Origin of the sequence: Pseudomonas umsongensis (genome assembly GCF_002236105.1) — a bacterium.
GTDB classification, from domain to species: domain Bacteria; phylum Pseudomonadota; class Gammaproteobacteria; order Pseudomonadales; family Pseudomonadaceae; genus Aquipseudomonas; species Aquipseudomonas umsongensis.
The window spans coordinates 107,500-126,180 of the sequence record NZ_NIWU01000005.1; the positions used below are offsets into that span (position 1 = coordinate 107,500).

Here is an 18,681-nt window from a genome sequence, read left to right on the forward strand (position 1 = left end):
GTTCCTCACAAGGTTTTGATCACATTGACGGAGACGGTCTCGCTGACTTCGCCGAACGACATCACGTCCAACTCGCGACAACGCCCCTCGATAAGCTTCTTGATGTAGCGCCTGACATCGACCGAACACAGCAGCACCATGTCCTTTTGAGCAATGTGCACACTGTCCAGGGCGACGCTCAGGCGATCCATCAGCTCTTCGGATTCGGCCGGCTCGAGGTTGATGAAACTGCCGGCCGAGGTTTGCCTAATCCCGCGCCGCACCACCTCTTCGAATTCAGCCGACAACAGCAACACCCGTAAGTCATTACCCTGGGCAAACTTGTTGCTGATGTAGCGGGCCAGCGAGCCACGAACGTGCTCGACCAGCACCAGCACGTCTTTTTCCCGGGACGCCCAATGGGCCAGGGACTCAAGAATGAGCTTCATGTTACGCACGGAAATACGCTCGCCGATCAGGCGCTGCAGCACTTCGGCGATCTTCTGCACCGTGACGTGGCGATAGACTTCCTTGAGGAGATCGGGGCAGCGGGTTTCCATTTCGTCGAGCAGTTGCTTGGTTTCCTGCACGCCGAAAAACTCCTGGATGTTGCGCGCCAGCAAGGTGACCAGGCAGCGGTAGCATTCCTCGTCCGCCGGCCTCAGGTGATAGCCCAACTGCTGCACCCGTTCCTGGTCGGTGGCGTTGACCCACACCCCGCGCAGGCGATTGCTGTCGCTGCCGTGCACCAGGGCAAAGCCCATGGGTTCCAGTTCCGGCGAGTAGTCGAGCAACCGCCAGTGATCGAAATGGATATCGTATTGCTCCGCGCGCACTTCGTTGATCAGCACCGCCACTTGATGGGCCGGCAAGGCTTCGCTGCCGCGCAGTTGCGGCTCGGGAATGCGCAGCCCGTAATCGACGAAAAACTGGCTGCGAAAACGCGCCGCCCAACGGGCCCTGGTCAACTCATCGAGGCGCGCGGTGGGCACCAACAACATCAGCGGGATGGTTTCGGTGGCAACGTTATCGATGTCCTCGAGTAGGCCCGGGCCGGTCTGCAAGGCTTCACCCTGCGTCGACGCTGACCGACTGTCTCCCTGCCCCTCGCCCCGGGAGGCCTTGCGCCGGCGAAAGTACACCAGCAGTCCCAGGGCCGCGGCGATGGGTAGGAAGGTCAGCAGCGGAAAACCGGGCAACAGTCCGACGCCCACTGCCAGCAGCGCCGTCACCCCCAGCACGAACGGATGCCCCAGCATTTGGGCGAGCATGTTACGCCCCAGATTCGCATCATCGCCGTTGACGCGGGTGACGATGAAGCCCGCGCCGATGGCGATCAGCAAGGCTGGAATCTGTGCCACCAGACCATCGCCGATGGTCAACAGGGTGTAGGTCGACAAAGCTGTGGACAGGTCCATGCCCATCTGCCCGACGCCAATGGCCATGCCGCCGATAAAGTTGACGAAGATAATGATGATGCCGGCGATGGCGTCGCCCTTGATGAACTTCATCGCGCCGTCGAACGAGCCGTACAACTGGCTTTCGCGCTCCAGCACACTGCGTTTTTCCTTGGCTTCCTCGGCCGTTATGGCGCCAGCCTTGAGATCACCGTCGATGCTCATCTGCTTGCCGGGCATGCCGTCAAGCGAGAAGCGCGCCGCGACTTCGGCCACCCGCTCCGAGCCCTTGGTGATCACGATGAACTGGACAATAGTGACGATGGAAAAAATCACGAAGCCCACCACCAGGTTTTCACCGATCACGAACTCACCGAAAGAGGCGATGATCTCCCCCGCATCAGCCTGGCTGAGGATCAGCCGGCTGGTGCTGATCGACAGCGCCAGGCGAAACAGGGTGGTCAGCAGCAGCAACGCCGGAAAGGTCGAGAAACTGAGGATGCGTTCGATGTAGAACGACCCCATGAATACCAGTAGCGAAATCACGATGTTCAGGCCGATGAGAAAATCCACCAGCACCGTCGGCAGGGGAATGATCAGCATCGCGATGATCATCACCATCAGCGACAGGATCAGCAACTCCGGGCGAGCGCTGACGTTGCGCAAAAACACATTGAACATGGCGGGTCAGTTCCGGGAAAAAGTCATGAGGTGCCGCCGGGACGACGCTGCTCAATACATTCGAGGGCATAGGCGATGTCAGCCAGGCGCATAAACTGCTCTGCCAGACGCAGCGGTGCCTGTTCATCGGCAAACAGCGGCGTCGGTAATTGCAGGCTGAGCCGACGCACCTTCTGCAGCACCGTCGAACGCTCATGGTGCGCACTCAACAGCAGGCGCTCGCCCAAGACGCCGAGCAACAACTGGTCGAGATCATCGGGGTAGGTCAGCACACCGATCAGGAACACCAGCCAGTCGGGTTCATCGGGGTTGTGCCGGCAGATGAGTGCATCACCGAGCAGGCCGCGAATAAACAGTTCATCTGCTGAACGCAGGCGTTTGAGGTCGTTCACCCGGGCCAGCAGTTGACCGAACTCCACGTGTGCACAACTGGGATCCTGGGCGCCGATGTCGGTGAGTAATGCCGCTTCAATGAAGGCCAGCACAGCGTGGCGTTGCGACGGACCGTAGAGGGCGATCCAGTCCTGATAACAACTGACCGGTCCGCAGTCGAACTCAATAAAATCCCGGTAGGTCTCGCGCAACAGGCCTGCACGCACCGTCATGCTCGCACCGAACATTCTGGCTTTGAGGGCGGTATTGATCCCGGCACTCATGCGCTTGGGGGAGCCTTGGGCAACCACCGTCTGCAATAACATTTCAAGCCGCTGACGAGTCCGTGTCTCGAGTTTTTTCCGGCGCAGCAATTCGCGCAGCACCAATGCCAGGTCGCTATCGTCGGGAAACAGGTTGCGTACCATCTGCAGCAACCAGCTGTCGGACTTGTCCGATAGCCGCGCCAGGCTCAGTACCTGCCGCGCCTTGGGCACGGTATCGTCCTCCAGGACTCTTTCGAAGGAGTCGGTCATCGCGTCGGACTTGAGCTCGAACTGCCGCCGGCCACGGAACTGGGCCAAGGCTGCAGACATTTCATCGCTGATCTGCACAAAGCGCCGGGCCACGTCGACCGTTATGCCGTCGTCAAGATCAACCTCTGCATCGACCTGCGGTTGCGGATGCTGGGCAGCCTTCTCGGCATTCAAGCGTGCCTGGGCCGCTCGCCCACCGGAAGAAATCGGTGGCAGGATCATTTTTCTGAGCTCCGGAAAAAGGATCGACGCACCCGTTCATGCTGCTGCGGGCTCAGCAGTCGCGCATCCGGCTCCACCGTGGTGGGTTCAAGGGCGTCGAGAATTTCCTTGGGCTGAATCAGGAACACCCGCACCGTATTGGCCGAGCGGCTCTGCCGATAGCTGAACAATCGGCCGATCCACGGAATCGAACCCAACACCGGTATCCGTCCGATTTGCTCGCTGTTGTCCTCGCGGGTGAAACCGCCGACCAACAGGCTCTTGCCCTGGGGCACTCGCGCCACCGTGCTGATACGCGTACGGCCGACCATCGGCAGTGTGCTCGGACGCTCTCCCTCACCGGGGTTTTCGATTTGGTTGCCGTCTTCGATATTGAGCGACATTTCGACCTCGTCCGCCCGGGCGAAACGGGGCAATACGCTGACCAGCGTGCCATAGGTCACGTGCTGCAGATCGACAGTGCGCTCCCCCACCAGTGGCGCATAAAACGTGCGGTTGTTGTCAAAGATCGCCGGCACGTTTTCTTGGGTCAGGATGACCGGCCGCGAGACCACATTCGCCCGGTTGGTGCGCTCCAACGCCATGACCTGGGCGACGAATGATGCCCCATCGAGGGTGGTCGCCGAGCCAGCATTGAGCGATGCGGAAAATTTCCCGCCCGAATTCACCGTGCCTTGCCAATTGATGCCCAACTGGTTGAGTTCGTCCTTATGCAAATCGATGATCCATAACGACAACTCCACATGTCGTTTCGGCGTATCCAGTGCACTCACGAGATTCTCGATAAAGCGCACCTGCTCCGGCAAACCCTTGACCAGCAGGCTGTTGGTGTCCGGATAGGCCACCACGCGAATGTTTCCGGCGGCCATCTCCCGGGCAATGATTCGCGGCGCAGCCGGGTCCTGATCAGGGGATGTGGTCGCCAGGCCTTCCAGGGGAAACGCTGGCATCGCCCCCTGCACTCGCTGTGCCCCGGCTTGCGCCACGGCCGGCTCGACCTCGCGCTTCTCCCCGCGCAACAAATCCTCGATCACGGTTGCCAGCCCGGGGATGGTCACCTTGTCATCGCGCAGCTCGTATTTACGGTCGCTGACAAAGGTGTTGTGCACCTGGATAACGCCAATCTGCTGTCTGCCCAGCAACAGCTCCGAGCGTTGGTTATCCATCAGACCGGCCGCTTGCACCACCAGATCGACATACATCGGCGGCCCCGACACATGGAACGTACGCAGGCCGTCATGGCGCAACGGATAACGGCCATCGAGCAGCCCGGACCGTTCGAGAAACGCCTGAAGCCTGGCCACGGTCAGGGTCTGCAGCGACATCATCGAGCTTTTCACTTCCGCGGCGTCATACAGGTAGATCGCCTGGCCATCGCTGTACCAGATCAACGCCATCTGTGCGCTGACCCGCTCGAAGGTCCGTTGCGGTGAGCGCAGGTCAAAACTGCCGGAGATCCGCTTGGCCGAGGCAGCCTTGCTGATGATCACCGGCTTGCCCAACGGCCCGGACAACTCCGAAAAAAACGTGCGCACACTCTGTTCGCGAGCCACGTATTCGTCGGCATTGGCCCGCACCGTATACGGCACCAGCATCAGTATGGCAGCCAGCCAGAAGGGCAAAACATACAAGGTTTGAACTGCGCGATTCATCGTTTCACTTACTTGGAAGGTAGGTAATGTCCGCCAGGCTGCTGGGTGTGAAGCCCACCAGCTCGCGAATTTCCTTGGAGAAATGCGAAGAAGAGGAAAAACCGAACTCCAACGCCAGATCTGTCAGGGAACAGTCCTGCAGACTCATGTTCAACAGCGCCTGGGCCGTCCGCCAACCGCGCAATGCGGGCTTGGGCGCCGTACCGAGCGCCTGCCAGCACAATCGACGAAAATGCGATACCGACACCCCATAGCGATGCGCCAGAGTCGTGAGTTTTTCACTGTGGGTACCCTGTTCCAGCAGAAAGCGCACAAGCCCGTAACTCTCAGTCTGGCGCAACACACTGGCAAAGGCCTGATAGGCCGTTCCGCCAGCCATCGCCTGTTCGAGGTACCAGCGCTCTAGTGCCTGCTCCGACTGAACCTGGGAAAAAGGCACTGGCAATGCCGCCCAAGGTGCCTGACGATCTCGCGCAGTGATCGGCGCATGGCCCAGATCGATGAACACCTGCAATTTCACCAGCGGTGCCAGGCCAGCTGGCAGGATCGACACACTGCCGTTGACCTCAAATCCGCTGGTGACTGCAATCAGCCCTTCCCAGCCCATCGGTAGGCAGCAGGTCGAGACGCACTGCGCCGGGGCCAGACAAACGGCGATTTGGTTGACACGCAGATGCAACAGCCGCTCACAGGAGCGGGTATTAGAGGCACGTGTGGCGTGTAGTGATTCGATGGGCACGCCAACCTCCTTTGCGTCCTGACGATGTAGGTCGGCAGGATGCGGGGTGGGGCGTGTCGAATCCTGATGTAAATGTGATGAAATCCGGGCTGGCATATGCCTTGCACCGGTTCACGCATCAGCACGCAGGCCAACGGCGGAATGCGTGCCAGGACAACGGCGTCGTCAGCCGCCCCTGCTCATACGGGGTCCGGGACGACGTTTTTTTTGGAAGGTGCGAAATCGATGAACGAACCCTCAATCGGCCCCTTGGCCTGGGTCAATGGCAGCGATGCCCCGGAAAAGACCGAAATCAACCTAGGCTTCATGGCCCTGAGCGACTGCGCTTCGGTGGTGGTCGCTGCCACCCAGGGCTTCGCCCAGCCCTACGGACTGACCTTGAACCTCAAGCGCCAGTCGTCCTGGGCCAACCTGCGGGACAAACTGGTGAGCGGCGAACTCGACGCCGCCCACAGCCTCTACGGCCTTATCTACGCCGTGCACCTGGGCATCGGCGGCGTGGCCCCCACCGACATGGCGGTGCTCATGGGCCTGAACCAGAACGGCCAGAGCATCAACCTCTCCCATGGCTTGCAGGCCGTCGGCGTGACCAGTCCTGAAGCACTGGACCGTCACGTGCACCAAACTCGCCCAAAACTGACCTTCGCCCAGACCTTTCCCACCGGCACCCATGCCATGTGGTTGTACTACTGGCTGGCAAGCCAGGGCATTCATCCGCTGCACGACGTCGACAGCGTCGTAGTGCCGCCGCCGCAAATGGTGGCGCACCTGCAAGCCGGGCGTATCGACGGCTTCTGTGTCGGTGAGCCCTGGGCTGACAGCGCGGTGAAGCAAAACCTCGGTTTTACCCTGGCGACCTCCCAGGCCATCTGGCCAGACCACCCGGAAAAAATCCTCGGCTGTACGCGCGCTTTCGTCGAGCAATACCCCAACACCGCCCGAGCTTTGGTGATGGCGATCCTCGAAGCCAGCCGCTTCATCGACGACAGTGTCGAAAATCGCCGCAGTACCGCGCAATTGCTCAGCGCTGCGCAGTACCTCGATGCGCCGTTGTCGTGTATCGAACCACGGCTGCTGGGCGACTATGCCGACGGCCTGGGCAACGAATGGCAAGACCCGCACGCCCTGCGTTTCCATGGGCAGGGGGCGGTCAACTTGCCCTACCTGTCCGATGGCATGTGGTTCATGACCCAGTTTCGTCGCTGGGGGCTGTTGCGCGACGACCCCGATTACCTCGCCGTGGCCCGTCAGGTTCAACAACTAGACTTATACCGAGAGGCTGCCAGCGCCGTCGGTGTTGCCATCCCAGGCAATGAGATGCGCAGCAGCCAATTGATCGACGGCAGGGTCTGGGACGGTTCGGACCCGGCCAGTTATGCCCGCAGCTTCAAGCTGCACGCCATGAGCGACAGCTTGCCTCTACTCGCCAGCCGCTGACAGGAGACTGCAGACATGTTGCGTATCCTGCTGATCAACGACACCGCGAAAAAAGTCGGCCGCTTGAAAGCCGCCCTGACCGAGGCCGGTTTCGAGGTTATCGACGAATCCGGGCTGACCATCGACTTGCCCGAACGCGTCGAAACGGTGCGCCCGGACGTGATCCTGATCGATACCGAGTCACCGAGCCGCGATGTCATGGAGCAAGTGGTGCTGGTCAGCCGTGACCAGCCACGGCCGATTGTGATGTTCACCGACGAACACGACCCCGACGTGATGCGCCAGGCGATCAAGTCCGGGGTCAGTGCCTACATTGTCGAAGGCATTCACGCACAGCGCCTGCAACCGATTCTCGACGTGGCCATGGCGCGTTTCGAAAGCGACCAGGCCCTGCGCGCCCAACTGCACGCCCGTGACCAGCAACTGGCCGAGCGCAAGCGCATCGAGCTGGCCAAGGGGCTGCTGATGAAGATGAAGGACTGCAACGAAGAAGAGGCCTACACCCTGATGCGTCGCCAGGCGATGAGCCGCCAGCAGAAGCTGATCCAGGTGGCGGAGCAGATCATTGCCATGAGTGAGTTGCTTGGCTGAGTTTTTCTGGTGCCGTTGAAGGCCTCTTCGCGAGCAGGCTCGCTTGTATGGTAGGACTTGAAGGGAGGAGGAGGGACAAGGCTCGATTCTGACTGTTGACGCAGTACAGACTGTGGGAGAGTTCGCCCCTCCTCCTTTCACCCAAGCGCCGATAAAGAATGCATCTGGCCTAGACCGACGATAGGAACAAGCCTGCGCCTCTGGGTGAGCCCTTCAAGTGCTTAAAACCTTATCCCGGAGGAAAACCTATGGCAATGCCGGTTTCTGTTTCAAAGCCGATCGTGGGCGTGGATGTCGCCAAGAAAGAATTGGTGATTTATCACGCCGAACTGGACCTGCTTGAAGAGATTCCCAACAACAAAACCAGCATCAACAAGTGGTTAAAGGACTTGCCGGGGAGTGTGGCTATTGCTGTTGAAGCCACCAACATCTACCACCTGGAGTTCGCTGACCTGGCCTTTGAGGCCGGCTGCGTGATTTACATGGTGGGCGGCTATGAGCTCAAACATTACCGAGAAGGTGTGAAGGTCCGTGCCAAAACCGATGCACTGGATGCCAAACTGCTTGCTCGCTATCTGAAGAACGAGCATGAAGAACTTCACCCATGGACGCCGCCGACACCGCTGTATCGCCAACTCCTGAGTCTTTTTCGCCGCCGGGCGGCCTTGGTCCAGGCCAGGGTCGGCCTAGTGCAAAGCTGGTCGAATGAGCCCTTGCTGAAGGCTGCTTTTTCCGAGCAAATAAAGTCCATGCAGCAGCTTGAGACGCTGATCGAAAAGACGATCAACGATCAGCTGAAAGAAGCCGGTTTGCTGGGGCAGTTGAAGCGTTGCTTGAAAGTTGAAGGGGTTGGATTTTTGACTGGCGCGCGCTTGCTCACGGCGTTCCAGCGCGGAGACTTCCGAAACGCAGATGCCTTTATCGCCTTTCTTGGAATGGACTTGCGGGTGTCAAAATCAGGGCAAAAAGATGGTCGCCGGAGTTTGACCAAGCGAGGCGATCCAGAAGCCCGCCGCCTTCTGCACAATGCGGCTATGTCGGCGAGTCGAACCGAAGCCTGGAAAGGGTTTTACCAAGAACAAAGAAATCGGGGTTTCAGCACCACTCAAGCCCTGGTGATGCTGGCTCGCAAGCTCGCTCGTATCGTATTCGCCCTGCTGAAGGGGCAGAGTGAATACCAACCGAAAACCAGTTGAGGGCTTCCCCTCAACCATAGAATCTCCCACATTTGAAATGCATTCCCCCTGTGGGAGCGAGCCTGCTCGCGAATGGCCGCAACTCGGTCCCAACTGTTGGCACAGATCTGGCTAAGTAATCCCTACAGGTAACCAACGGCGGTTGCCCCACCTACGACAAAGACGTCGCTCACCTCATTTGCCCCATGGCGAATCAGGTGGCGGCGTTTTTTTTGTTTTGGCTCCCGTTCGAGACTCCTATCATCTGAGGTGCGCGATGAATTCAAGCTTCTGGAAATCCGGCCATACCCCGACACTGTTCGCAGCCTTCCTCTATTTCGACCTGAGTTTCATGGTGTGGTACCTGCTCGGCCCGCTGGCCGTTCAGATCGCTGGCGACCTGCACCTGACCACACAACAACGCGGACTGGTGGTGGCCACGCCGATTCTGGCCGGGGCGGTACTGCGCTTCGTAATGGGGATGCTGGCTGATCGCCTGTCACCCAAGACTGCCGGCCTGATCGGCCAGGTGATCGTCATTTGCGCATTGTTCGGCGCCTGGAAACTCGGCATCCATACCTACGAGCAAGCCTTGCTGCTGGGGTTGTTCCTCGGCATGGCCGGCGCCTCCTTCGCTGTCGCCCTGCCCTTGGCATCGCAATGGTATCCGCCACAGCACCAGGGCAAGGCCATGGGCATCGCCGGGGCCGGAAACTCCGGCACTGTGCTCGCGGCGCTGATTGCACCGGTTCTGGCGGCTGCCTTTGGCTGGAGCAATGTGTTCGGTTTCGCACTGATCCCGTTGATCCTGACACTGATCGTCTTCGCCTGGCTGGCCAAGAACGCGCCTGAGCGGCCGAAAGCCAAGTCGATGACTGACTACTTCAAGGCCCTGGGTGACCGCGACAGCTGGTGGTTCATGTTTTTCTACAGCGTGACCTTCGGTGGCTTTATCGGCCTGGCCAGCGCCCTGCCCGGTTATTTCAACGACCAGTATGGCCTGAGCCCCGTGACCGCTGGTTACTACACGGCAGCCTGTGTGTTCGGCGGTAGCCTGATGCGGCCACTGGGAGGCGCCTTGGCCGATCGTTTCGGCGGCATTCGCACCCTGCTCGCGATGTACACCGTGGCGGCCATCTGTATCGCTGCCGTCGGTTTCAACTTGCCCAGCTCCTATGCCGCGCTGGCCCTGTTCGTGTGCACCATGCTCGGTTTGGGTGCAGGCAACGGTGCGGTGTTCCAGTTGGTGCCCCAGCGTTTCCGTCGCGAGATCGGCGTCATGACCGGCCTGATCGGCATGGCCGGCGGCATCGGTGGATTTGCCCTGGCGGCAGGCATGGGTGCGATCAAGCAAAGCACCGGCAGCTACCAGATGGCATTGTGGTTGTTCGCCAGCCTGGGGGTGCTCGCCTGGTTCGGCCTGCACGGCGTAAAACGCCGCTGGAGGACCACCTGGGGTTCGGCCGCTGTGACGGCTGCACGGGTTTGACGCCACCATGAGCCTGCAATTAAGTTTTGCGCAAGCCAGCGCCATCGGCCCGCGCGATGAGAATCAGGACGCCTTGCGCCTCGTCACGCCGGCCCCGGCGCTGGCAGCCAGCAAGGGCTACCTGTTCGCCATCGCCGATGGCGTCAGCCAGTGCGCCGACGGTGGCCTGGCGGCTCGCTCGACATTGCAGGCCCTGGCGCTGGACTACTACGCCACGCCGGAAACCTGGGGGGTTGCCCAGGCGCTGGATCGCTTGCTGCTGGCGCAAAACCGCTGGCTGCAAGCCAACGGCGCAGGCCAGCCGCTGCTGACCACCGTCAGCGCCCTGGTCCTGCGCGGTCGGCGTTTTACCTTGGCCCATGTCGGCGATTGCCGGGTGTATCGCTGGCACGCCGAGCAGTTGCAGCGGGTCAGCGAAGATCACGTCTGGGACCAACCGGGCATGCAGCATGTACTCAAGCGTGCACTGGGCCTGGATCAACACCTGGTACTGGACTTTCTCGATGGCGAACTGCGTATCGACGAAAGCTTTGTGCTGCTCAGCGACGGGGTCTGGGCGGTCCTGGGCGACACCGCCATCGCGGCGATCCTGCGTGACCAGCCGGACCTGGACAGCGCCGCGCAAACCCTGGTCAACGCCGCACACCTGGCGGGCAGCCAGGATAACGCCAGCGCACTGCTGGTGCGGGTCGATGCCCTGGGTGAATCCAATATCGGCGATGCATTGATCCATCTGCAGCAATGGCCACTGCCCCCGGCGCTGAAACCGGGCCAGGTTTTCGAGGGCTGGCAGATTGAAGGGATTCTCAGCCAGAGCCAGCAGTCGTTGCTCTATCGGGTACGCGACAGCCAGCAGCAGCCCTGGTTGCTGAAAACCCTGCCCCCTCGCCTGCATGACGATCATCAGGCCGGGCAAGCGTTGCTGTCCGAAGAATGGTTCCTCAAGCGCGTAGCCGGGCGGCACTTTCCTGAAGTGCATGCGGCCAGCCAGCGTCAGCATCTGTACTACGTGATGCGCGAATATTCGGGCTCGACCCTTGCTCAAGTGCATGAACAGATCGGACCCATGCCCCTGGCCCAATGGCAGGACGTGGCTGAACGCCTGCTGCGAGCGGTCGGCATGCTCCATCGACGGCAGATCCTGCATCGCGATATCAAGCCGCAGAACCTGCTGTCAGGGGACGACGGCGAGTTGCGTCTGCTGGACTTCGGCCTCGCCTACTGCCCCGGCCTGTCTGAAGATCAGCCCAGTACCCTGCCTGGAACTCCAAGCTATATCGCCCCGGAAGCCTTCCGTGGGGAGTCACCGACGCCGCAGCAGGACCTGTATGCGGTGGGGGTGACCTTGTACTTTCTGCTCACCGGGCATTTTCCCTACGGCGAAATCGAAGCCTTCCAGCGCCCCCGGTTCGGCGTTCCGGTCAGTGCCAGCCGCTACCGCCCTGACCTGCCCGAATGGCTGGCGCAAAGTCTGGAACGTGCGGTTGCCGCAGACCCGGCTGAGCGCTTTGAAACCGCCGAGGAATGGTTGCGCCTGCTGGAACAGGGGGAGCGACGCAGTTTAAGCGTACGTCCCAGGCCTTTGCTGGAGCGCGAACCGCTGAAGGTGTGGCGGACATTGGCCCTGATGTCGCTGCTGGCGAACCTGGCGTTGCTGTTCCTGGTGTTCCATGGCTGAGCCTGCATTGCCCTTAAAACCGATCATCGTCATTTCGTGAGGAACAACACTATGAACGCAAAAGTCTGGCTGGTGGGTGCGGGTCCCGGTGATCCTGAATTGCTGACCCTCAAGGCGGTGCGCGCATTGAAAGAAGCGGACGTGGTGCTGATCGATGACCTGGTCAACGGCGCGATACTCGAACATTGCCCTGCAGCGCGGATCGTGGCGGTGGGCAAACGCGGCGGTTGCCGCTCCACGCCACAAGCGTTCATCCATCGCCTGATGCTGCGTTATGCCCGGCAGGGCAAATGCGTGGTGCGGCTTAAAGGGGGTGACCCGTGCATTTTCGGGCGCGGAGGCGAAGAGGCCCAGTGGTTGCGCGAGCGCGGGGTTGAGGTCGAACTGGTGAATGGCATCACTGCCGGGCTCGCGGGTGCCACGCAATGCGATATACCGCTGACCCTGCGCGGTGTGGCGCGCGGCGTGACACTGGTCACCGCCCATACCCAGGACGACAGCAGCCTGAATTGGCAGGCATTGGCCCAAGGCGGTACGACCCTGGTGATCTACATGGGGGTGGCCAAGCTCAGCGAAATCCGCGAGCAGTTGTTGGCCGGGGGGATGGCGGAGGATACGCCGGTGGCGATGATCGAAAACGCTTCATTACCGCAACAGCGAGAATGTCGGAGCGATCTGACGGCTATGGAGGAAGATGCCTACGTCTTTGAGCTGAAAAGCCCGGCGATATTGGTCATCGGTGCAGTGGCGGTTGGCGAGAAGATCAAAAGATCGCAGCCTGCGGCAGCTCCTACAGGGATTTGCGCAGTACCAATGTAGGAGCTGCCGCAGGCTGCGATCTTTTCAAGTCACCACACAAATCTCAAATCGCAGACAAAGAAAAGCCCGGCATGAGCCGGGCTTTTCTCGTAGCTGTGGGCTAATTACTTAGCTTGAGCTTCAACCTGCGCTTCTACGCGACGGTTTACAGCACGGCCAGCTTCAGTAGCGTTGTCAGCAACTGGGCGGGATTCGCCGTAGCCAACAGACTGAACGCGGGACGATTCAACACCGTACTGGTTGGTCAGAACTTGCTTAACGGCGTTTGCACGACGCTCGGACAGTTTCTGGTTGTAAGCGTCAGGACCGACGGAGTCAGTGTGACCTTCAACAGTGGTGCTGGTGGATGGGTACTGCTTCATGAAGTCAGCCAGGTTCTTGATGTCGCCGTAGCTGTTAGGCTTGACTACCGACTTGTCGAAGTCGAATTTCACGTCCAGCTCTACACGAACAACTTCAGCAACTGCTGGGCAGCCATCAGCGTCAACAGTTACGTTGGCTGGGGTGTCCGGGCACTTGTCTACGTTGTCGCAAACGCCATCGTTGTCGCTGTCGGAGCAGACTTCTGGTGCTGGAACTGGAGCAGGAGCCGGCTTGGAGCCGCCACCGAAGTTCACACCGATACCGACGCTAGGAGCCCACTCGGTGTTGCCCTGGTCGATGTTGTATTGAGCTTCAACGCCAGCACGGGCGTAGAAGTTGTCGGTGAAGTACAGCTTGGCGCCGCCGCCAACGTTGGCGAAGGTGGAACGGTCACGACCGTTCGAACCGTTCTGGTCGATGCTCTGGTCGGAGAAACCGGCCGAGACGTAAGGACGCAGCATGTCGCCTGGGTTGTTGAAGTGGTACAGAGCGTCCAGAGCGGTGTTCGCGCCCTTGATGTTCTGGCCAGAGTCGGAACGTACGTTGTGAACTTCGTCGTAAGCCAGACGCAGCTCAACGTCGTCGGTCAGGAAGTAACCAACAGAGCCACCGAACAGGTTACCGTCGTTTTTGAAGTTACGGGTGCTGTCAAAGTACTCTTTCTTGGCGAAGCCTTCGATTTCAACTGCGCCTTGGCCCTGTGCCAGAGCGCCGATCGAAGTGGCGGCAATAAGAGAACCAATGGCCAAGCCCAAGGTGTTTTTCAGTTTCATCCGTTAAATCCCCATCTGGTGATTGTGAAGCAGTCCCGCAAACCGGGGGACAACTCGGCGGCAAGTCTATCAGAACTTGCCTACACGTAAGAGATATTTGCGCCGAACTAAGTTTCAGCAATGCCCGCAAATTTCTCACGCAATTTATCTAGAGCGCGTTTGTACCGCATTTTTGTAGCGCTCAAGCCCATGTGCATGATGTCTGCGATCTCCTGAAACTCCAGCTCTGCGACAAATCGTAGCACCAGAATTTCTCGGTCAATCGGGTTCACATACACTAACCAGCGATCAAGTCCACCCTTTTCCTCGGGTTTCGGCGCCTTTTCTTCGGACGCTTCCTCGAGGGGGTCAAGACTCAAGGCGTCCATCAAGCGACGCTTTCGCCTTTCTTTCCGATACTGCGTAATGCACTCGTTGTACGTGATGCTATATAGCCACGTCTTGAACTTCGATTTGCCCTCGAAGTTCTTCAGGCCGTACAGCACCTTCAACATGACCTCCTGACAGACATCGTCAGCATCGCGATCGTTCCCGAGATACCTTGCACAGACATTAAATAATGTTCGTTGGTAACGCCGCATCAGTTCTTCATATGCGCGCGTCACGTGAAACAGCTCGATATGCGAGCGCGCGACCAACTCCTCATCAGAGAGCTCGCGGGGGTCGTAGCGCATGGATAACGATTGGGCTTTATTCAAAACAAGTCGTGCCGACAGTCAGGTCAATGTCCGCCGCAGCCAGCATCAGGCGGCATTTCGCGGCGGCATACATTAGCAGGGTTTGCCGGGTTAGCGGCTACTCACATGCTGCTCGAGGAGGATCCGATTGGAAAGAGAGACTAGCTCACCCTCATCCGTCAGCAATGTAGTTTTAACCGTGCCGATCTCTTCGATCTGCCCTTCGACCTCTCCAACACGCACTTGTTGCCCAACCTGGTACAACTCACGCACATAGATTCCCGCAAGAATCTGACCGGCAATTTCCCGGCTTCCCAACCCCATGGCCAGCGCAACCGCCAGACCAACGGTAATCAAAACGATCACGATCACGTGGTTAAGCAGGTCAGTCTTGACCTCCAACTGACTGATCGCGACCGAGATACTGATGATGATCACCAGGCCCTGGGCAATTCTCCCAAGTCCCGAAGCGTAGTCCAGGCCTACGCCTTCTGCCGCTCCGCGCACCAGCCCATTGGCCAATTGCGCCAGCAAGACACCCACCAACAGCACCAGCGCCGCACCGAATACCTTCGGCAAATATAGCGCAAGCATATCCAGCGTAGCTGAAACTCGTTCAAGTCCAAGTGATTCTGCGGCAGAAACCAAAAAAATCAGCAGAACGAACCAATAGACGATTTTACCGATCAGCGTTGAGATAGGTACTTGAAGGCCGGCACGGGACAACAATTTCGTCAGGCCGGTACCGCCCATCAGGCGATCCAGGCCGAGTTTGGCGAGCAATTTGGACAGCAAGGTGTCCAACAGCTTGGCCACGACAAAACCGAGCAGGAGCACGACCAGTGCGCCGAACAGGTTCGGGATGAAGTTCGCAACCTTGGTCCATAACGCAGTCATTGCAGTGACGAGGCTCTGTGTCCAGAGATCAAGTTCCATATTCAATCAGCCTTATCAGCAGTGCGAGCGGTAGGTTTACGAAGACGGGAGACCGGCGCGACATGGGCCGAGCCATTATTGAGGGCGATCATCAGGGCGGGCAACCAGCGGCCCAGCAGGCTGAACAAATCACCTGCGCCAACCTGGCGATTGGCGGTTTTCAGGACACGCCCCAGGCATGCATCGTCGTCCCGGGTGGACGGTGATGCCTTGAGCATGTCGCGCAAAGACTGTTCAAACGGATCGTGCATACGCACCTCTCGTGATGTCTGTGAAAGACGCGGTCAAATTTGCCCGGGTCACATGGCGCACGTTCAAACCCAGCGCAAACGTCGGAATAACCACCACTGCCCGAGCGCCACCGAGATCATCAGCAGGCAGGCGACGAGGAAGCCATAGGGGCTTTCTGAAAATGGAATACCCCCGACGTTGATTCCCAAAAGACCGGTCAGAAAACTCATCGGCAAAAAAATCCCGGTGATGATGCCAAAGCGATACATGGTGCGGTTCATGCGCACGCTCAATCGCCGGTCTTCAGTCTCCAGGACCAGCCCCACGCGCTCTCTGGTTAATTCCAGCTCCTCCAGATAGCGGGTCAGGCTGTTGTTCAATTCGTTCCAGTAATCGCCATCGTCCTCGACGAACCAGGGCAATTTGATGCGCGTCAGTTGACCAAAAATGTCCCGCTGCGGAGCGAGGAATCGCTTCAACGCAGCAGCCCGGCGCCGGATCTGCAAAACAGCACCGTGCTCAGGAGTATACCGCTCGTCGGAATCCAGCTTTTCTTCTTCCTCATCGACCACTTCCGACAGGCAACTGACCAGATCCTGCACCTTGTTGGTGAGGTACTGAGCCATGTAGAGAATGAGTTCGGAGGCGGTTTTCGGCCCCTTGCCTGCTTCCAGTTGCACCAGCAAATCTTCAGTGGCACGCAGCGGACGCAGACGCAGGGAGATGACTCGCTGGGCAGAACCGAAGATGCGTACCGACACCATGTCTTCAGGCTCGGCGCCCGGATTAAGGTTTACGCCACGCAAAAATAGCAGCAGTTCGCTGTCCGAAAGCTGCAGGAGACGCGGGCGGGTATTTTCTTCCAGCAAGAGATCGCAGCTGAACTCACTCAGGCCGCTGGACTTGCGCAGCCAGGTCTGGGTTTGCGGGTGACTGCGATCCCAATGCAGCCACAGGCTTTCATGAGCCTGCAGCTGCAATTCGTCGAGTTCTGTCCGGGCTATCGAACGCGCACCGCCTTTACCATCCAGCACCAGGGCATGTACCAGCCCCCACTGCGCGTTTTCTTCCTCGAACATCCGCATTCCATTCTTCAAAAAAATCGGCCAGGACTTACTCAGGCATCGCAAGCGGGCTCGGCGAGATGATCACGCCGTTGTTGTCCGCATAGAGGTAATGACCGGGATGAAAGGTCACGCCAGCGAAGGTCACGGCAACATTCAGGTCGCCAATACCACGCTTGTCGGTTTTCATCGGGTGGCTGGCCAACGCCTGGACCCCCAGATCGGTTTGCGCGATGACGTCGACGTCACGGATGCAACCGTAGATCACCATCCCTTCCCAGCCGTTTTTCGCGGCTTTCTCGGCGATCATATCGCCCAGCAAAGCGCGACGCAGGGAGCCACCACCATCGACCACCAACACTTTGCCATTACCCTTGAGCTCGGCTTGCTCCTTTACCAGCGAGTTGTCTTCGAAGCACTTGATGGTCACGATCTCGCCGCCGAAGGAATCCCGGCCACCGAAATTGCTGAACATCGGTTCCAGCACCTGCACCAAATCCGGGTAGGCGTCGCACAGGTCAGGGGTGAGGTAATGGTTCATCGAGAAACTCCTGTAATTAGGAAGAAAGCACGAACATCACTACTGATTTAGTCACAGAAAATGACCAGAACAGCTCAATGCGTCATATCTTAACTGCAACCCGACCAGAGCGAAATGCCCTTGATAGAGCGTCCAGCTTAGATCGCCGCGGCCAAATCCGCTTGATCACCGAGCAACGGCGTCTGCTGATCTGACAGCCAGCGAGCGACTAACGGCCAGACTTCAGCCTGGGCGGCTTTGCTGACCAACATCTCGACATGACCGAAATTATCGGCAAACCCCTGCTCACGCCCCAGGTTAATGAATTGCTTGTGCTCGCAACCCAACTGATCGAACAGCTTGCGACAAGCCCAGGCCGGGTCCTGATGATCGCCCGCGGCGCTCACCGCCAGCACCGGCATCCTGACCTCGGCCAGGCCCGCCCACCAGTCTTTGTCGGCATCGCCAAAGCGCCCGAACAGACCGTACCAGCGCATGCTTTCCAAGGCCAGGCCAATCGGCTCGTCCTCTGGGCCACGCTTGAGCCGTGAACCGGAGAGCTGGGCAAAGCGCTTGAGGATGAAACGACCGCTCCATTCCACCGGTGGAATCTTCAGCGGCCAGTAAGTGCGACTGACTTGCGTGCCAAAAAGCGCCGCGGACGCCACCACGGGTTCGCCAATGTATTGGCCACCCAGCGCGGCCGCCAGGGTGATGCCGCCCAGCGAATGGCCGATCCAGTGCGGAACCTGGCCGCTTTGCTCGCGTACGAAGGCGCCGATGGCTGGCAGGTCGTATCGTGCATAGTCGGCAACTCGGTTCTTGCGATAGCTCTGGTTGCGCCGGGAGAGGCCGTGACCGCGCATTTCCGCAATCCAGACATCGAACCCCTGGCGCGCCAGATAGGCACCCAGGCCCAGCCCCTTGGGGGAGAACCAGAAGCGTCGATTGGAAAAACTGCCGTGCAACAGGATCACCGGCACGCCACGGGATGCCGGTTCATCGGCCATGCCGAGGCGCGTCACCGCCAGTTCTACGGTGCCGTCCGGGCTGTTACCGGGTTTCAAGCGGTAGACATCTTCGCTCAGATCACCGCGGCGCTCGGCGCTGATCAGGGCGACAGGAAACAGGTTGCTGCTGCTTTGCATAATCTCTTGCACAAAAAAGGGCGGCTTCCAGAGGAGCCCGCCCTACTTGAATCTCAAAGGCTCCGCCCCACCCCTGTAGGAGCGAGCATGCTCGCGAAAAACGTCAAGACACCACGTTCATCCATGACAAACGCGTTATCGTTGACGTCCATCGCGAGCATGCTCGCCCCTACAAAGGCACGTGAGCGAGCCGTTCACACAC

At 59.3% G+C, this 18,681-nt stretch carries 17 protein-coding genes; 6 read left to right on the plus strand and 11 right to left on the minus strand.

Annotated features, from left to right (window positions below):
* Positions 1 to 5 precede the first annotated feature (5 nt).
* Genes PSUM_RS22690 through PSUM_RS22705 form a run of 4 tightly spaced genes read right to left on the minus strand, consistent with a single transcriptional unit; the run spans position 6 to position 5,578 of the window.
* Positions 6 to 2,057, minus strand: a complete 2,052-nt coding sequence (locus PSUM_RS22690; protein WP_033045165.1) for an EscV/YscV/HrcV family type III secretion system export apparatus protein — start codon at positions 2,055 to 2,057, stop codon at positions 6 to 8.
* Positions 2,058 to 2,080: 23 nt separating this feature from the next.
* Positions 2,081 to 3,187, minus strand: a complete 1,107-nt coding sequence (sctW, locus tag PSUM_RS22695) for a type III secretion system gatekeeper subunit SctW (RefSeq protein WP_020795883.1) — start codon at positions 3,185 to 3,187, stop codon at positions 2,081 to 2,083.
* Positions 3,184 to 4,839: a type III secretion system outer membrane ring subunit SctC gene (gene sctC / locus PSUM_RS22700; RefSeq protein WP_083349583.1), complete on the minus strand. Its 1,656-nt coding sequence runs from the start codon at positions 4,837 to 4,839 to the stop codon at positions 3,184 to 3,186. The genes sctW and sctC overlap by 4 nt, the downstream gene beginning before the upstream one ends.
* A gap of 4 nt (positions 4,840 to 4,843) precedes the next feature.
* Positions 4,844 to 5,578 (minus strand): helix-turn-helix domain-containing protein, encoded by a 735-nt coding sequence (locus PSUM_RS22705; RefSeq protein ID WP_169840446.1) that lies wholly within the window; start codon positions 5,576 to 5,578, stop codon positions 4,844 to 4,846.
* A 225-nt stretch (positions 5,579 to 5,803) separates the two neighbouring features.
* On the opposite strand from PSUM_RS22705, the gene PSUM_RS22710 reads away from it, so the two are divergent.
* The 6 genes from PSUM_RS22710 to cobA all read left to right on the plus strand — a co-directional run bounded on the left by PSUM_RS22710 (position 5,804) and on the right by cobA (position 12,767).
* The gene (locus PSUM_RS22710) at positions 5,804 to 7,015 is read left to right on the plus strand and encodes a CmpA/NrtA family ABC transporter substrate-binding protein (protein WP_083349585.1); all 1,212 of its coding nucleotides are present in this window, start codon (positions 5,804 to 5,806) and stop codon (positions 7,013 to 7,015) included.
* Positions 7,016 to 7,030: 15 nt separating this feature from the next.
* A complete protein-coding gene (locus PSUM_RS22715) occupies positions 7,031 to 7,606 on the plus strand; it encodes an ANTAR domain-containing response regulator (RefSeq protein ID WP_008056396.1) in 576 nt (191 codons plus the stop codon).
* Between the two features lie 248 nt (positions 7,607 to 7,854).
* Positions 7,855 to 8,802 carry an IS110 family RNA-guided transposase gene (locus PSUM_RS22720; protein ID WP_168757435.1) on the plus strand — a complete coding sequence of 316 codons (948 nt, stop codon included), beginning with the start codon at positions 7,855 to 7,857 and terminating at the stop codon, positions 8,800 to 8,802.
* A 256-nt stretch (positions 8,803 to 9,058) separates the two neighbouring features.
* On the plus strand, positions 9,059 to 10,270 hold the full coding sequence (locus PSUM_RS22725; RefSeq protein ID WP_020801092.1) for a nitrate/nitrite transporter: 1,212 nt from the start codon (positions 9,059 to 9,061) through the stop codon (positions 10,268 to 10,270).
* Between the two features lie 7 nt (positions 10,271 to 10,277).
* On the plus strand, positions 10,278 to 11,948 hold the full coding sequence (locus PSUM_RS22730) for a bifunctional protein-serine/threonine kinase/phosphatase (RefSeq protein WP_020801093.1): 1,671 nt from the start codon (positions 10,278 to 10,280) through the stop codon (positions 11,946 to 11,948).
* A gap of 51 nt (positions 11,949 to 11,999) precedes the next feature.
* On the plus strand, positions 12,000 to 12,767 hold the full coding sequence (cobA, locus tag PSUM_RS22735) for a uroporphyrinogen-III C-methyltransferase (protein ID WP_020801094.1): 768 nt from the start codon (positions 12,000 to 12,002) through the stop codon (positions 12,765 to 12,767).
* 104 nt (positions 12,768 to 12,871) lie between these two features.
* Here the strand turns inward: cobA and PSUM_RS22740 are convergent, their stop codons facing one another.
* The 7 genes from PSUM_RS22740 to PSUM_RS22770 form a co-directional block, all read right to left on the minus strand.
* Positions 12,872 to 13,903, minus strand: a complete 1,032-nt coding sequence (locus PSUM_RS22740; RefSeq protein ID WP_020801095.1) for an OmpA family protein — start codon at positions 13,901 to 13,903, stop codon at positions 12,872 to 12,874.
* Positions 13,904 to 14,010: 107 nt separating this feature from the next.
* Positions 14,011 to 14,601, minus strand: a complete 591-nt coding sequence (gene sigX / locus PSUM_RS22745) for an RNA polymerase sigma factor SigX (protein WP_083349586.1) — start codon at positions 14,599 to 14,601, stop codon at positions 14,011 to 14,013.
* 90 nt (positions 14,602 to 14,691) lie between these two features.
* On the minus strand, positions 14,692 to 15,516 hold the full coding sequence (locus PSUM_RS22750; protein ID WP_008048604.1) for a mechanosensitive ion channel family protein: 825 nt from the start codon (positions 15,514 to 15,516) through the stop codon (positions 14,692 to 14,694).
* A 2-nt stretch (positions 15,517 to 15,518) separates the two neighbouring features.
* Positions 15,519 to 15,767, minus strand: coding sequence for a hypothetical protein (locus PSUM_RS22755; protein WP_020801096.1), 249 nt, complete (start codon positions 15,765 to 15,767; stop codon positions 15,519 to 15,521).
* A 63-nt stretch (positions 15,768 to 15,830) separates the two neighbouring features.
* Positions 15,831 to 16,826, minus strand: a complete 996-nt coding sequence (locus PSUM_RS22760) for a zinc transporter ZntB (protein WP_020801097.1) — start codon at positions 16,824 to 16,826, stop codon at positions 15,831 to 15,833.
* 34 nt (positions 16,827 to 16,860) lie between these two features.
* The gene (rraA, locus tag PSUM_RS22765; protein ID WP_020801098.1) at positions 16,861 to 17,352 is read right to left on the minus strand and encodes a ribonuclease E activity regulator RraA; all 492 of its coding nucleotides are present in this window, start codon (positions 17,350 to 17,352) and stop codon (positions 16,861 to 16,863) included.
* A 137-nt stretch (positions 17,353 to 17,489) separates the two neighbouring features.
* Positions 17,490 to 18,479 carry an alpha/beta fold hydrolase gene (locus PSUM_RS22770; protein ID WP_033043617.1) on the minus strand — a complete coding sequence of 330 codons (990 nt, stop codon included), beginning with the start codon at positions 18,477 to 18,479 and terminating at the stop codon, positions 17,490 to 17,492.
* Positions 18,480 to 18,681: the final 202 nt, after the last annotated feature.

Excerpts from the sequence above, each read along its gene's own strand:
- sctC (WP_083349583.1), bottom strand. The coding sequence starts at position 4,839 with ATGAATCGCGCAGTTCAAACCTTGTATGTTTTGCCCTTCTGGCTGGCT.
- PSUM_RS22690 (WP_033045165.1), bottom strand. The coding sequence starts at position 2,057 with ATGTTCAATGTGTTTTTGCGCAACGTCAGCGCTCGCCCGGAGTTGCTG.
- PSUM_RS22740 (WP_020801095.1), bottom strand. The coding sequence starts at position 13,903 with ATGAAACTGAAAAACACCTTGGGCTTGGCCATTGGTTCTCTTATTGCC.
- PSUM_RS22770 (WP_033043617.1), bottom strand. The coding sequence starts at position 18,479 with ATGCAAAGCAGCAGCAACCTGTTTCCTGTCGCCCTGATCAGCGCCGAG.
- sctW (WP_020795883.1), bottom strand. The coding sequence starts at position 3,187 with ATGATCCTGCCACCGATTTCTTCCGGTGGGCGAGCGGCCCAGGCACGC.
- PSUM_RS22725 (WP_020801092.1), top strand. The coding sequence starts at position 9,059 with ATGAATTCAAGCTTCTGGAAATCCGGCCATACCCCGACACTGTTCGCA.
- PSUM_RS22715 (WP_008056396.1), top strand. The coding sequence starts at position 7,031 with ATGTTGCGTATCCTGCTGATCAACGACACCGCGAAAAAAGTCGGCCGC.
- PSUM_RS22730 (WP_020801093.1), top strand. The coding sequence starts at position 10,278 with ATGAGCCTGCAATTAAGTTTTGCGCAAGCCAGCGCCATCGGCCCGCGC.
- PSUM_RS22710 (WP_083349585.1), top strand. The coding sequence starts at position 5,804 with ATGAACGAACCCTCAATCGGCCCCTTGGCCTGGGTCAATGGCAGCGAT.
- PSUM_RS22760 (WP_020801097.1), bottom strand. The coding sequence starts at position 16,826 with ATGTTCGAGGAAGAAAACGCGCAGTGGGGGCTGGTACATGCCCTGGTG.
- cobA (WP_020801094.1), top strand. The coding sequence starts at position 12,000 with ATGAACGCAAAAGTCTGGCTGGTGGGTGCGGGTCCCGGTGATCCTGAA.
- PSUM_RS22750 (WP_008048604.1), bottom strand. The coding sequence starts at position 15,516 with ATGGAACTTGATCTCTGGACACAGAGCCTCGTCACTGCAATGACTGCG.
- PSUM_RS22720 (WP_168757435.1), top strand. The coding sequence starts at position 7,855 with ATGGCAATGCCGGTTTCTGTTTCAAAGCCGATCGTGGGCGTGGATGTC.
- PSUM_RS22755 (WP_020801096.1), bottom strand. The coding sequence starts at position 15,767 with ATGCACGATCCGTTTGAACAGTCTTTGCGCGACATGCTCAAGGCATCA.
- rraA (WP_020801098.1), bottom strand. The coding sequence starts at position 17,352 with ATGAACCATTACCTCACCCCTGACCTGTGCGACGCCTACCCGGATTTG.